General features: G+C 34.7%; 12 protein-coding genes and 5 tRNA genes. All 17 read right to left on the bottom strand.

The window, feature by feature from the left end; genetic code table 11:
* Positions 1 to 47: 47 nt before the first annotated feature.
* Positions 48 to 4352 carry a DNA-directed RNA polymerase subunit beta' gene (rpoC, locus tag Q1B05_RS09690; protein WP_299780098.1) on the bottom strand — a complete coding sequence of 1435 codons (4305 nt, stop codon included), beginning with the start codon at positions 4350 to 4352 and terminating at the stop codon, positions 48 to 50.
* Positions 4353 to 4421: 69 nt separating this feature from the next.
* Positions 4422 to 8234: a DNA-directed RNA polymerase subunit beta gene (gene rpoB, locus Q1B05_RS09695; protein WP_299780462.1), complete on the bottom strand. Its 3813-nt coding sequence runs from the start codon at positions 8232 to 8234 to the stop codon at positions 4422 to 4424.
* Between the two features lie 123 nt (positions 8235 to 8357).
* Complete coding sequence (gene rplL, locus Q1B05_RS09700) at positions 8358 to 8729, bottom strand: 50S ribosomal protein L7/L12 (RefSeq protein ID WP_299780100.1); 372 nt, start codon at positions 8727 to 8729, stop codon at positions 8358 to 8360.
* 63 nt (positions 8730 to 8792) lie between these two features.
* Positions 8793 to 9314 (bottom strand): 50S ribosomal protein L10, encoded by a 522-nt coding sequence (rplJ, locus tag Q1B05_RS09705; RefSeq protein WP_299780102.1) that lies wholly within the window; start codon positions 9312 to 9314, stop codon positions 8793 to 8795.
* 19 nt (positions 9315 to 9333) lie between these two features.
* A complete protein-coding gene (rplA, locus tag Q1B05_RS09710; protein WP_299780104.1) occupies positions 9334 to 10023 on the bottom strand; it encodes a 50S ribosomal protein L1 in 690 nt (229 codons plus the stop codon).
* A 20-nt stretch (positions 10024 to 10043) separates the two neighbouring features.
* Positions 10044 to 10481, bottom strand: a complete 438-nt coding sequence (gene rplK, locus Q1B05_RS09715; protein WP_057778301.1) for a 50S ribosomal protein L11 — start codon at positions 10479 to 10481, stop codon at positions 10044 to 10046.
* A gap of 73 nt (positions 10482 to 10554) precedes the next feature.
* Positions 10555 to 11109 (bottom strand): transcription termination/antitermination protein NusG, encoded by a 555-nt coding sequence (gene nusG / locus Q1B05_RS09720; protein WP_299780111.1) that lies wholly within the window; start codon positions 11107 to 11109, stop codon positions 10555 to 10557.
* Between the two features lie 12 nt (positions 11110 to 11121).
* Positions 11122 to 11316: a preprotein translocase subunit SecE gene (gene secE, locus Q1B05_RS09725; RefSeq protein WP_159021401.1), complete on the bottom strand. Its 195-nt coding sequence runs from the start codon at positions 11314 to 11316 to the stop codon at positions 11122 to 11124.
* Positions 11317 to 11337: 21 nt separating this feature from the next.
* Positions 11338 to 11410: transfer RNA gene (locus Q1B05_RS09730), tRNA-Trp, on the bottom strand.
* A gap of 57 nt (positions 11411 to 11467) precedes the next feature.
* Complete coding sequence (tuf, locus tag Q1B05_RS09735; RefSeq protein ID WP_299780116.1) at positions 11468 to 12655, bottom strand: elongation factor Tu; 1188 nt, start codon at positions 12653 to 12655, stop codon at positions 11468 to 11470.
* A 62-nt stretch (positions 12656 to 12717) separates the two neighbouring features.
* Positions 12718 to 12789: transfer RNA gene (locus Q1B05_RS09740), tRNA-Thr, on the bottom strand.
* A gap of 9 nt (positions 12790 to 12798) precedes the next feature.
* Positions 12799 to 12871 (bottom strand) — tRNA-Gly (locus Q1B05_RS09745).
* Between the two features lie 67 nt (positions 12872 to 12938).
* Positions 12939 to 13020: transfer RNA gene (locus Q1B05_RS09750), tRNA-Tyr, on the bottom strand.
* A 33-nt stretch (positions 13021 to 13053) separates the two neighbouring features.
* Positions 13054 to 13127, bottom strand: a tRNA-Thr gene (locus Q1B05_RS09755).
* Between the two features lie 102 nt (positions 13128 to 13229).
* Positions 13230 to 13532, bottom strand: coding sequence for a ribosome-associated translation inhibitor RaiA (gene raiA / locus Q1B05_RS09760; RefSeq protein WP_299780118.1), 303 nt, complete (start codon positions 13530 to 13532; stop codon positions 13230 to 13232).
* Positions 13533 to 13571: 39 nt separating this feature from the next.
* Positions 13572 to 14462, bottom strand: coding sequence for a tyrosine-type recombinase/integrase (locus tag Q1B05_RS09765; RefSeq protein ID WP_299780120.1), 891 nt, complete (start codon positions 14460 to 14462; stop codon positions 13572 to 13574).
* Positions 14463 to 14576: 114 nt separating this feature from the next.
* On the bottom strand, positions 14577 to 14771 hold the full coding sequence (gene rpsU, locus Q1B05_RS09770) for a 30S ribosomal protein S21 (RefSeq protein WP_299780122.1): 195 nt from the start codon (positions 14769 to 14771) through the stop codon (positions 14577 to 14579).
* Between the last annotated feature and the right edge of the window lie 55 nt (positions 14772 to 14826).

Below are 14826 nucleotides of genomic sequence, written 5' to 3' on the forward strand. Positions count from 1 at the left end.
AACCTGCGTTGGGGTAAAATAGTCCCGCTTACACGGGACGATTTGTATTAATTAAAATTAACTTCTTGTTTTTTAGCTTGCATCATTTCGTCAAACTCTTCTTTAGATCCTACGATAATATGATCGTATTTACGCATACCAGTACCAGCTGGAATTTTGTGTCCTACAATTACATTTTCTTTAAGACCTTCTAAGTAGTCAATTTTACCAGCTACGGCTGCTTCGTTAAGAACTTTTGTAGTTTCTTGGAACGATGCCGCAGAGATAAACGATTTTGTTTGAAGTGACGCTCTTGTAATACCTTGTAAGATTGGCGTAGCCGTTGCAGGCTGTGCATCTCTAGCAGTAACAAGTTCTTTATCTTCACGACGTAAGAATGAATTTTCATCTCTTAATGTGAAAGGCGATATTAATTGCCCCTCTTTAAGATTAGTAGATTCACCTGCACTTTCAACAATCTTCAATCCGAAAATTTTATCATTTTCTTCAATAAAGTCAGCTTTATGAGCTAATTGATCTTCTAAGAAAATAGTATCACCAGAATCAATAATTCTAACTTTACGCATCATTTGTCTTACAACAACTTCGAAGTGCTTATCGTTAATTTTCACCCCTTGTAAACGGTATACTTCTTGAACTTCGTTCACTAAGTACTGTTGTACAGCTGAAGGGCCTTTAATATTTAATATATCGTTTGGTGTAATAGAACCATCAGAAAGAGGCATACCTGCTTTTACGAAATCATTTTCTTGTACTAAGATTTGATTAGATAATTTAACTAGGTATTTCTTAATATCTCCTAATTTAGATTCTACAATAATTTCACGGTTACCACGCTTAATTTTACCAAAAGTAACAACTCCATCAATAGCACTAACAACTGCTGGGTTAGAAGGGTTACGTGCTTCGAATAATTCGGTTACACGAGGTAAACCTCCTGTAATATCCCCTGCTTTAGCAGATTTACGAGGAATTTTCACTAAAATTTTACCAACTCCAATCTTTTCACCATCATCTATCATTAAGTGTGCTCCAACTGGTAAGTTGTAAGAACGGATAGGGTTTCCTTTAGCATCATCTACATGAAGGGTTGGAATTAATTTTTTGTTTCTAGATTCAGAAATTACTTTCTCTTGGAACCCTGTTTGCTCATCAATTTCTACTTGGTAAGTGATACCTTGTTCGATGTTTTCGTAACGTACTTTACCAGCAAATTCAGAAATAATTACACCGTTATATGGATCCCATTGACATACCACATCTCCTTTTTTAAGTTCAGCTCCATTGTCTATATACACAGTAGAACCGTAAGGGATATTGTTTGTACTTAAAGTTATTCCAGTTTTCTTATCGATAAGTTTAAGTTCAGATGTACGAGAAATTACAATATCAACTGCATTTCCTTCACCATCTACACCTTTAACTGTTTTAAGTTCTTCAATTTCAGCAATTCCATCAAACTTAACAATAAGTTTATTGTCTTCAGAAATGTTACCTGCAATACCACCAACGTGGAAAGTACGTAATGTTAACTGTGTTCCTGGTTCTCCAATAGATTGAGCCGCAACAACACCAACAGCTTCACCTAATTGTACCATTTTATTGGTAGATAGGTTACGACCGTAACATTTAGCACAAATACCTTTTTTAGCTTCACAAGTTAACGCAGAACGTACTTCTACAGCATCTAAAGGCGATTCATTAATTTTATCAGCGATATCATCATCAATTAACTGACCTTCAGAAACTAATAATTCATCTGTTAATGGATCGAAAACATCATGTAAAGATACACGTCCAATAACGCGTTCTCCTAATGATTCTACGATTTCATCATTTTTCTTTAAAGCAGTAACTTCTACACCTCTTAATGTACCACAATCTTCGCTGTTAACAATAACATCCTGAGATACATCTACCAAACGACGAGTTAAGTAACCCGCATCGGCAGTTTTAAGAGCCGTATCGGCAAGACCTTTACGAGCACCGTGAGTAGAGATAAAGTATTCTAAAATTGAAAGACCTTCCTTAAAGTTAGAAAGAATCGGGTTTTCAATAATTTCTCCTCCACCTGCATTCGATTTTTTAGGTTTCGCCATTAATCCACGCATACCTGTAAGCTGACGAATCTGTTCTTTAGATCCACGAGCTCCAGAATCAAGCATCATATATACCGAGTTAAACCCTTGTTGGTCTTCACGAATACGTTTCATTGACAATTCAGTCAATTCAGCATTTGTTGAAGTCCAGATATCAATAACTTGGTTATAGCGTTCGTTGTTTGTTATAAGTCCCATGTTATAGTTACCCATAATACCATCGACTAAAGTATTAGCTTTATCGATCATACCTTGTTTTTCTGGTGGGATAATAATATCACCTAAACTAAATGATAATCCACCTTGGAATGCAAATTTGTAACCTAATGTTTTAATTTCGTCAAGGAAATCTGCTGTTTCTGGAACAGAAGTTAATCTTAAGATATTACCAATAATATCTCTTAACGATTTTTTAGTTAACACTTGGTTGATATATCCAGCTGCATGAGGTACTTTATTGTTAAATAAAACACGTCCTACAGTCGTTTCAATAATTTGTAATACAATTTCTCCTGCTTCGTTAAAATCGTAAGTTCTTACTTTAATACTAGCATTTAAGTCTACACTTTTCTCATTAAAAGCAATTTCTACTTCTTCTGGAGAATAAAAGGTCAAACCTTCACCTTTAACTTTAACTTCTGGAGTCGATTTACGTGGCTTAGTCATATAATAAAGACCAAGTACCATATCCTGAGAAGGTACTGTTACAGGAGAACCGTTAGCTGGGTTTAATATGTTATGAGACGCTAACATTAACATTTGCGCTTCAAGAATAGCTTCTGGTCCTAATGGTAAATGTACTGCCATCTGGTCACCATCAAAATCGGCGTTAAAAGCTGTACACACTAATGGGTGTAACTGAATCGCTTTACCTTCGATTAATTTTGGTTGAAATGCTTGTATACCAAGTCTGTGTAATGTAGGTGCACGGTTTAGTAATATTGGATGTCCTTTAAGAACGTTTTCCAAGATATCCCAAACCACTGGTTCTTTTTTATCTATAATTTTCTTTGCAGATTTTACAGTTTTTACAATACCTCTTTCTATTAATTTTCTTATAATAAAAGGTTTGTAAAGTTCTGCTGCCATTCCTTTTGGCAATCCACATTCAAACAATCTCATTTCAGGTCCAACAACAATTACAGAACGTGCAGAATAATCAACACGCTTACCAAGTAAGTTTTGACGGAAACGCCCTTGCTTACCTTTAAGTGAATCTGATAATGATTTTAAAGGTCTGTTAGAATCTGTTTTTACCGCTGAAGCTTTTCTAGTGTTATCGAATAACGAATCTACAGATTCCTGTAACATACGTTTTTCGTTACGCAAAATAACTTCTGGTGCTTTAATCTCAACAAGACGTTTTAAACGGTTGTTACGAATAATTACACGACGATATAAATCATTTAAATCTGAAGTTGCAAAACGACCACCATCTAAAGGCACTAACGGGCGTAATTCTGGTGGAATTACAGGTATAACTTTCATAATCATCCATTCAGGACGATTCTCTCTGTTTAAGTTAGATTCACGTAATGCTTCAACAACTTGTAAACGTTTTAATGCTTCAGTTTTACGTTGTTTAGACGTTTCTGTATTGGCTTTGTGACGTAATTGATAAGATAATGCATCTAAATCTATACGAGCTAAAAGATCAATTAAACATTCAGCCCCCATTTTCGCTAGAAATTTATTAGGGTCTGTATCTTCTAAATATTGATTATCCTGAGGAAGTGATTCTAAAACATTTAGATATTCTTCTTCAGTTAAGAAATCCATTTTTTGTAATGGTTCTCCTTCTTCATTTTTAGCATTACCAGGTTGAATTACTACGTAGCGTTCATAGTAAATAATCATATCTAATTTCTTAGAAGGTAATCCTAATAAATATCCTATTTTGTTAGGTAAAGAACGGAAATACCAAATGTGAGCAACAGGAACAACAAGATTAATGTGTCCTACTCTATCACGACGTACTTTTTTCTCTGTTACTTCAACACCACAACGGTCACATACAATACCTTTGTAGCGGATACGCTTATATTTTCCACAGGCACATTCGTAATCCTTTACAGGACCAAAAATACGCTCACAGAATAAACCATCTCTCTCTGGTTTATGAGTTCGATAATTGATAGTTTCTGGCTTTAACACTTCCCCTTTAGACTCAGCTAAAATAGACTCAGGAGATGCTAACCCAATTGAGATTTTATTAAACCTCTTTACTGTATTCTTATCTTGTTTTCTTGCCATAATATATGGTGATATCGAATTATTTGTAAACTTAGTCCATCAGGTTAAAATAACCTGATGGACAATATATTATTCCTCTAATCTAATGTCTAGTCCTAAACCTTTCAATTCGTGCATAAGTACGTTGAAAGATTCTGGTAATCCAGGTTCTGGCATTTGCTCTCCTTTTACGATTGCTTCGTAAGTTTTAGCTCTACCAATAACATCATCAGATTTCACTGTCAATATTTCTCTTAGGGTTGCAGATGCACCGTATGCTTCAAGTGCCCATACTTCCATCTCTCCAAAACGCTGACCACCAAATTGTGCTTTACCACCTAATGGTTGTTGTGTAATTAAAGAGTAAGGTCCTATAGAACGTGCATGCATTTTGTCGTCAATCATATGACCTAACTTAATCATATAAATAACTCCTACGGTTGCTTTTTGGTCAAATCGTTGACCTGTTCCACCATCGTATAAATACGTATGTCCAAATTCAGGAACTCCAGCTTTATTTGTCAATTCAGTAATTTGATCAATAGTTGCACCATCAAAAATTGGTGTTGCATACTTCTGACCTAATTTTTGACCTGCCCAACCAAGAACAGTTTCATAAATTTGACCAATGTTCATACGAGATGGTACCCCAAGTGGATTCAATACGATATCTACAGGTGTTCCGTCTTCTAAGAAAGGCATGTCTTCTTGACGAACGATACGAGCAACAATACCTTTGTTACCGTGACGTCCTGCCATTTTATCTCCTACTTTTAGTTTACGTTTTTTAGCGATGTAAACTTTTGCCAATTTAATAATACCTGCCGGTAATTCATCTCCTACAGAAATAGTAAACTTCTCACGTCTTAATGAACCTTGTAAGTCGTTTTCTTTAATTTTGTAATTGTGAATTAAGTCAGCTACTAATTTATTAGTATGATCATCTGTAGTCCACACACCAGATGTTAAGTGTGTATAATCTTCAACAGAGTTTAACATTTTAAGTGTGTATTTCTTACCTTTTGGTAATACTTCTTCACCTAAATCATTAAAGATACCTTGAGCTGTTCTACCACCTACTAAAGCAAATAATTTATCGATTAATATGGCTTTAAGTTCTTCGAACTTCGCATAATAAATCGCTTCTAGTTGCGTAATATCTTCTTTATCTTTAGCTCTCTTACGTTTATCTTTAACCGCACGAGCGAATAATTTTTTCTCAATTACAACACCGTTTAATGATGGAGAAGCTTTTAATGATGCATCTTTAACATCTCCTGCTTTATCACCAAAAATAGCACGTAATAATTTTTCTTCTGGAGTTGGATCAGACTCACCTTTTGGTGTAATTTTTCCGATAAGGATATCACCAGGCTTAACTTCAGCTCCAACGCGTATCATACCATTTTCATCTAAATCTTTAGTAGCCTCTTCAGATACGTTAGGGATATCATTAGTTAACTCTTCGTTTCCTAATTTAGTATCACGCACTTCTAAAGAATACTCGTCAATATGTATAGATGTAAAGATATCTTCACGAACCACTTTTTCTGAAATCACAATTGCATCCTCAAAGTTATACCCTTTCCAAGGCATGAAGGCTACTTTCATGTTTCTACCTAAAGCTAATTCACCATTTTCAGTTGCATAACCTTGACAAAGAACTTGACCTTTTTGAACTGTATCTCCTTTACGAACGATAGGTTTAAGGTTTATTGATGTTCCTTGGTTGGTTTTTCTAAACTTAACTAAAGGATATGTTTTTGTTTCTGCATCAAAACTAACAGAAGCTTCATCTTCTGTTCTATCGTAACGGATAGTTATTTCGTTAGCATCTACATATTCGACAACACCAGAACCTTCTGCATTAATTAGTACTCGAGAATCTTTAGCTACTTGGCGTTCTAATCCTGTTCCTACAATTGGTGCATCTACTCTTAATAATGGTACGGCTTGACGCATCATGTTAGATCCCATCAATGCACGGTTGGCATCATCATGTTCTAAGAACGGAATTAATGAAGCCGATATTGACGAAATTTGGTTTGGTGCAACATCTGTATAATGAAGTGCTGTTGGTTCAATTACAGGGAAATCACCTTCCATTCTGGCAATTACCTTCTCATGAATAATTTTAGCATTTTCATCAATTTTTACAGTTGCCTGTGCAATTAATTTTTCTTCTTCCTCTTCAGCACTTAAATAAACTGGAGGATTAATAATATCTACAACACCATTTGTAACTGGTCTGTAAGGTGTTTCGATGAATCCCATTGAATTCACTTTTGCAAATACAGAAAGTGAAGAAATTAAACCAATGTTTGGTCCTTCAGGAGTTTCAATCGGACATAAACGACCATAATGTGTATAGTGAACATCACGTACTTCGAAACCTGCTCTTTCTCTTGATAAACCACCTGGTCCTAATGCTGAAAGACGACGCTTGTGCGTAATCTCTGCAAGAGGATTCGTTTGATCCATAAATTGAGATAATTGGTTTGTACCAAAGAAAGAATTAATTACTGAAGATAAGGTCTTCGCATTAATTAAATCTATTGGAGTAAATACTTCGTTATCACGTACATTCATACGCTCACGAATAGTACGTGCCATACGTGCTAAACCAACACCAAACTGAGAAGATAATTGTTCACCTACTGTACGAACACGACGGTTAGATAAGTGGTCAATATCATCAATCTCTGCTTTAGAGTTAATAAGCTCGATTAAATATTTTATAATAGTTATGATATCTTCTTTGGTAAGCACTTGCTTATCCATACCGATATCCAACTGTAATTTTTTGTTCATTCTGTAACGTCCAACTTCTCCTAAAGAGTAACGTTGATCTGAAAAGAATAATTTGTCAATAATACCTCTTGCTGTCTCCTCATCTGGCGGCTCGGCATTACGTAATTGACGGTAAATATGCTCAACAGCTTCTTTTTCAGAGTTTGTTGGATCTTTTTGAAGCGTGTTATGAATAATAGCGTAATCTCCTTGTTCAGCACTTTCTTTATGTAAAAGGACAGTCTTTACATTAGCTTCAAGAATTTCTTCAATATTATCTTTATCTAAAATAGTATCACGATCTAATACAATTTCATTACGTTCAATAGAAACTACTTCTCCTGTATCTTCATCAACAAAATCTTCGTGCCAAGTGTTTAGTACACGTGCAGCTAATTTACGCCCTTGGTATTTTTTTAAACCAGATTTAGAAACTTTAATTTCTTCTGCAAGGTCAAAAATCTCAAGAATATCTTTATCACGTTCAAAACCAATAGCTCTAAATAAAGTAGTTACAGGTAATTTTTTCTTACGGTCGATATAAGCATACATAACACTATTAATGTCTGTAGCAAATTCAATCCAAGAACCTTTAAACGGAATAACTCTAGCTGAATACAACTTAGTCCCATTAGCATGGAATGATTGACCAAAGAATACTCCAGGAGAACGGTGTAATTGAGAAACAACAACACGCTCTGCACCGTTAATACAGAATGTACCACTAGGTGTCATATAAGGTATAGTACCTAAATACACATCTTGAACAATAGTTTCGAAATCCTCATGTTCAGGATCTGTACAATAAAGCTTTAACCTTGCTTTAAGAGGAACGCTATATGTAAGCCCTCTCTCAATACATTCTTCTAAAGAATATCTTGGTGGATCAACAAAGTAATCTAAAAATTCTAAAACAAATTGATTACGAGTGTCTGTTATTGGGAAATTCTCCATGAAGGTGTTATATAAACCTTCATTACCTCTTTCTTCAGATTTGGTCTCTAGTTGGAAAAAATCCTGGAAGGATTTTATCTGAATATCCAAGAAATCTGGATATTCTGTTCTATTAACAATAGACGAGAAATTTAATCTTTCAGCTTGTGTTACTAACATCAATGGACGAAATTTTGATTAAAAATAATAGTGTGTGCGCATGTAAGTTATATATACGCAAAATGGTTTAGGTCTTGAAGTACGACTCCAGACCTAAACCTTTATGTTCTTTAGTAAGTAAGCTTACTTAAGCTCAACCTCAGCTCCTGCTTCCTCTAATTGTGCTTTTAAAGCTTCAGCTTCATCTTTAGAGACAGCTTCTTTAATTGGGCTTGGTGCATCATCAACTAAACCTTTAGCTTCTTTTAAACCTAATCCAGTTAATTCTTTAACTAACTTTACAACAGCTAATTTAGAACCTCCAGCGGCTTTAAGGATAACATCAAATTCAGTTTTTTCTTCAGCAGCTTCACCAGCAGCTGGTCCAGCAGCTACAGCTACAGCAGCAGCAGCAGGCTCAATACCATATTCATCTTTTAATATAGTAGCTAACTCATTTACTTCTTTTACAGTTAAGTTAACTAATTGTTCTGCGAAATCTTTTAAATCTGCCATTTTCTATCGTTTTAATAAATTTTTAATGTAATATATTTGTGTAATAATGCGTACTATTTAAGATTATCCCTCTTTTTGAGATAATGTTTTTAAGATACCTGAAAGTTTTCCTCCACTTGATTGAAGTGCAGAAATAACGTTCTTAGCAGGCGATTGTAATAATCCAATGATATCTCCAATTAACTCTTCACGAGATTTGATATCTACTAAGGCATCTAATTGGTCGTCTCCGATATAAACAGCTTCTTCAATAAAAGCACCTTTTAATAAAGGTTTTTCAGATTTTTTTCTGAAAGCTTTAATAACTTTAGCTGGAGCGTTTCCAGTTTCAGAATACATTACAGAAGTGTTACCTTTTAAAACAGTTGGTAATTCTCCAAATTCTCTATCTGAAGCTTCCATTGCTTTTTCAAGTAATGTATTTTTTACTATAGCTAATTTAATGTTAGCTTTAAAACAAGCACGACGTAAGTCTGACGTAGTTACTGCGTTTAAACCTGAAATATCTGCTAAATAGATATTTGCGTTATCGGCTAATTGTGCAGTTAGTTCTTCAATTACTTGTGATTTTTCTTCTCTTGTCATAATAAAAGTTTTTAACTAATTAACCAATTTTAGGCTCAACAGCTATACTAGGGCTCATTGTAGAAGACATGAAAATGCTTTTTACGTAAGTTCCTTTTGCCGCAGTTGGCTTTAATTTCATTAATGTTTGTAATAATTCGTTTGCGTTTCCTGCAATTTGATCTGCACTAAAAGATGCTTTTCCAATAGCTGCATGAACGATACCTGTTTTATCAACTTTAAAGTCAATTTTACCAGCTTTCACTTCAGTTACTGCTTTTGCAACATCCATAGTTACTGTACCAGTTTTTGGGTTAGGCATTAATCCTCTAGGTCCTAATATACGTCCTAATGGTCCTAATTTACCCATTACACTTGGCATAGTGATAATTACATCTACGTCTGTCCATCCACTCTTGATTTTATCAAGAAATTCATCTAAACCTACGTAATCTGCTCCAGCTTCTTTAGCTTCTGCCTCTTTGTCTGGAGTTACTAATGCTAAAACTTTTACATCTTTACCTGTACCATGAGGAAGAGATACTACACCTCTAACCATTTGGTTTGCTTTTCTAGGATCTACTCCTAAACGAACAGCGATATCTACAGACGCATCAAATTTTGCATTTGTTATGTCTTTTACTAATGCTGATGCTTCAGTAACAGAATAAAGTTTTCCTTTTTCTATTTTTGCTAAAGCTTCTTTTTGCTTTTTTCCTAATCTTGCCATTTTAAATGTCTTTTTCTAGATTAATTTGGCGCGTTTCCGGTTACGGTAATTCCCATAGACCTTGCGGTACCTGCGATCATTTTCATTGCAGATTCGATTGTAAATGCATTTAAATCTTGCATTTTATCTTCAGCAATGGTTTTAATTTGATCCCAAGAAACTTTAGCTACTTTTTTACGGTTTGGCTCACCAGACCCCTTTTTCAACTTAGCTGCTTCCAATAATTGAACTGCAGCTGGAGGTGTCTTGATTACAAAATCAAATGATTTGTCTTTGTAAACAGAGATCACAACCGGTAATACCTTACCTTGTTTATCTTGGGTTCTAGCATTGAATTGCTTACAGAACTCCATGATATTTACACCTGCAGCTCCTAAAGCGGGTCCAACCGGTGGCGACGGATTCGCTGCACCTCCCCGAACTTGTAACTTAACTACTTTACCTAATTCTTTTGCCATTTTTAATAATTTAATTTTGATATGCTTCTACTGTTGGAAGCGGTATAACACATCGGGTATACTTGTAACAATATTATACTTTTTCAACTTGCATATAACTTAATTCTAATGGTGTTTTTCTTCCAAAAATCTTTACCATTACTTCAAGTTTACGCTTTTCTTCGTTTATCTTTTCAATCGTACCATCAAATCCATTGAAAGGTCCGTCTATAACTTTTACTGTTTCACCAATATTGTAAGGAATTGCTACAGTAGTTTCCGTGTCTACAGTTAACTCATCTACTTTACCTAACATTCTGTTAACTTCAGATTGTCTTAATGGCACAGGATCACCTCCTTTAGTTTCTCCTAAAAAACCAATTACGTTAGTAACAGATCTTATAATATGAGGTACTTCTCCTGTTAAATTAGCTTGAACCATAATGTAACCTGGAAAATAAACTTTTTCTTTGCTTATTTTCTTACCATTACGAATTTGAATTACTTTTTCTGTAGGTACTAATACTTGGTCTACATAATCTTGTAAGCCTAGACGAGTAATTTCATTCTCGATATATGCTTTAATTTTATTTTCTTGACCACTTACAGCTCTAACAACATACCACTTTTTAGCACTTACTTCAGACATAAAAATATTTTTTTAGTTGATTAAATGAAAGTAATACGAGATAACTTTGCTGAATACTGTATCTACTCCCCATATAGCTATAGAGAACACTGTAGAAAATACAGCTACCAAAATAGTTAAGCTTTGAGCTTCTGCCATAGTAGGCCAAGACACATCATGCTTTAACTCTCCGAACGATTCTTTTATGTAATTTACAAATCCAGCCATTATATTTCAAAACTTTATTAGCACGGGCGGAGAGACTCGAACTCCCGACACCTGGTTTTGGAGACCAGTGCTCTACCAACTGAGCTACGCCCGTATAAAAGTCAAGGTATTTCAATAAGAAACACCTTAACTTATATTTTATTAAACTTAATTAGTCTAAAATTTCAGTTACTTGTCCAGCACCTACTGTTCTACCTCCTTCACGGATAGCGAAACGTAAACCAACATTCATTGCGATTGCTTGGTGTAAGTCAACAGTAATTGTTAAGTTATCTCCTGGCATTACCATTTCAACACCTTCAGGTAAGTTAATAGTTCCTGTTACATCAGTTGTACGTACGTAGAACTGAGGACGGTAATTGTTATGGAATGGAGTATGACGTCCACCTTCTTCTTTTTTCAAAACGTAAACTTCTGCTTTGAATTTAGCGTGTGGTGTTACAGAACCTGGCTTACAGATTACCATACCTCTTTTAATATCTTCTTTAGCAATACCTCTTAACAAGATACCTGCATTATCTCCTGCCTCACCTCTATCTAAGATTTGACGGAACATTTCAATACCAGTAATAGTAGAAGTTAATTTCTCAGCTCCCATACCAATAATATCTACAGCATCTCCAGTATTTGCTACTCCAGTTTCGATACGTCCAGTTGCTACTGTACCACGACCTGTAATAGAGAATACATCTTCGATAGGCATTAAGAAAGGCTTATCAACTTCTCTTGTAGGTTCTTTAATCCAAGTATCACAAGCATCCATTAATTCCATAATCTTCTCAGACCATTTAGGATCACCGTTTAATCCACCTAAAGCAGATCCAGCAATTACAGGTCCGTTATCACCATCATAGTCATAGAAAGAAAGTAAATCTCTTACTTCCATCTCAACTAATTCTAATAATTCTTCATCATCAACTAAATCTACCTTGTTCATGAAAACAACAATACTTGGAATACCAACTTGTTTTCCTAATAAGATATGCTCTCTAGTTTGTGGCATTGGTCCATCAGTAGCAGCAACTACTAATATAGCACCGTCCATTTGTGCAGCACCAGTAACCATATTCTTTACGTAATCCGCGTGACCTGGACAGTCAACGTGAGCGTAATGACGATTAGCTGTAGAATACTCAACGTGAGATGTATTAATTGTAATACCTCTTTCTTTTTCTTCTGGAGCGTTATCAATCTGATCGAAGTTCTTTACTTCTGAAAGTCCTGCAGCAGCTAGTACAGTAGTAATAGCAGCAGTTAAAGTTGTTTTACCGTGATCTACGTGTCCAATTGTACCTATATTTAAGTGTGGTTTGGAACGATCAAAAGTTGCCTTTGCCATGTTTTAAAATTTAATCTTAGTTATATAATAATATTAGTGTATTCTACTTTATGCCTTTATAGAGCCAATGACGGGAATTGAACCCGTGACCTCTTCCTTACCAAGGAAACGCTCTACCCCTGAGCTACACCGGCTTAAAATTGAGCGAGAGACCGGGTTCGAACCGGCGACATTCAGCTTGGAAGGCTGACGCTCTACCAACTGAGCTACTCTCGCATTATTTTAATTCCTGTATTTATAATCATAATCACCCTTATAATATTTTACTATTATAAAAATAATGTGGGGAGAGCAGGATTCGAACCTGCGAAGACGTAGTCAGCAGATTTACAGTCTGCCCTCGTTGGCCGCTTGAGTATCTCCCCAATTATAAATTTTTCACTCTTTAAAAGAACTTGAGCCGATGGAGGGACTCGAACCCACGACCTGCTGATTACAAATCAGCTGCTCTAGCCAGCTGAGCTACATCGGCTTTTTATACTTTTTTTAATCACAAAAAAAGCCCGCTATTTCTAACGGACTGCAAATGTATATATTTATTCTTTTATTCAAAACATTTTTGCAATTAATTTTATCATAAATATGATTTTAATTTCTCTTTACGCTTTTTTAGCTGTCTTTCTAAGGATGAAGCCGCCGAATCTGCCCCTTCTTCAAAAGACTTACATTGTTTTTTTACAACAAAGCTATCTCCCGGCACACTTACTCTTGCTTCAAAGATCTTATTTTCTTTATCGCTAGTGTTCTCTACTTTTAAATAAACATCGGAACTTATTACCTTATCATAAAATTGATCTAATTTATCCATACGCTTTTGAACAAAGTCTATCAATTTTTGGTCTGCGTTAAAATTAACTGATTGAATGTTTACTTTCATATTTATTACTTTTAATATTAAACAATAGGTCTTTTCGTACTAGTTCTTATTCCTTGGATGTGTATTTAAATACACTTTCTTTAATTCTGCTATACTATTATGCGTGTAAACTTGCGTTGACGCGAGACTAGAATGCCCTAGAAGTTCTTTAACGGCATTCAAATCTGCACCTTGATTGAGTAAATGAGTTGCAAATGAATGCCTTAATATATGCGGGCTCTTTTTCACTTTTGAAGATGCTAAACTAAAATAGTTATTTATTATTCTGTAAACAAGTGTTTCATAAATTTTAACGCCTTTTTTTGTTAAAAACACATAACTTGTATCACTAATATTTATTAACGTTTTACGCGCTTTTAAATACAATAAAACAACTTCTATTACAGATGGCAATAAGGGAACTAAACGTTCCTTATTACGCTTACCAAGCACCTTAAAAGTTTTGCTAGAAAGGTTAAAATCTTCAAGTTGTAATTGCACAAGCTCTATACGTCTAATTCCAGTAGAATAGAATAATTCTATAATTAACCGGTTTCTTAAACCTTCAAAATCTTCTTCGTGAGGAAAATCGTCTAACACAGATTTTATTTCTTTTTCTGAAAACGGAATCTGAATATTTTTCTTAACTTTTAAGGCCCTGTGTTTGGCTAGTGGATTAAGATCGATATCTCCAATCTTCATTAAAAATTTGTAATAGGAATTTAAGGCCGACATCTTTCTATTCACACTTCTATTAGATAAACCACCTTCTACAAGACTCACTACCCAATGTCTTATTTGCGGATAGTTAACATCATGAATTACTTCTTGCTCATATTCTGAAGTAATAAAATCTAGAAAATCTTGTAAATCTTTTTTATAGGCATTTACAGTTAACTCAGAATAATTTTTCTCAAGCAGTAAATAGTCTAAAAAGGAAGAAAAAATCATAAGTTAGCGTCTGTATTACTGCTAATATAGCAAGTTTAAAATGAGATTTAGTTAAATAAAATGCAAAAAAAATCCTGCTATTGCAGGATTTTTATGTATTACTAAATGTACTGATTAGATTTGTTCTTGATCTCTTAATCCTTGTACGTATTGTGCTTTTTGAACAAGTGCTCTATTAGTCACAGAAGGTTTTAAAAACTGCTTACGTGATTGTAATTGACGTCTTGTACCGGTCTTATCAAACTTTCGTTTGTAACGTTTTAGCGCTCTATCTATATTTTCTCCTTCTTTAATTGGTATTATTAACATAGTCCTTAACCTCCTCTCTTTTAGCATTTGGGCTGCAAAAGTAAAAATTAATTTA

Source organism: uncultured Formosa sp., from assembly GCF_947500765.1.
Classification (GTDB): Bacteria; Bacteroidota; Bacteroidia; order Flavobacteriales; family Flavobacteriaceae; genus Formosa.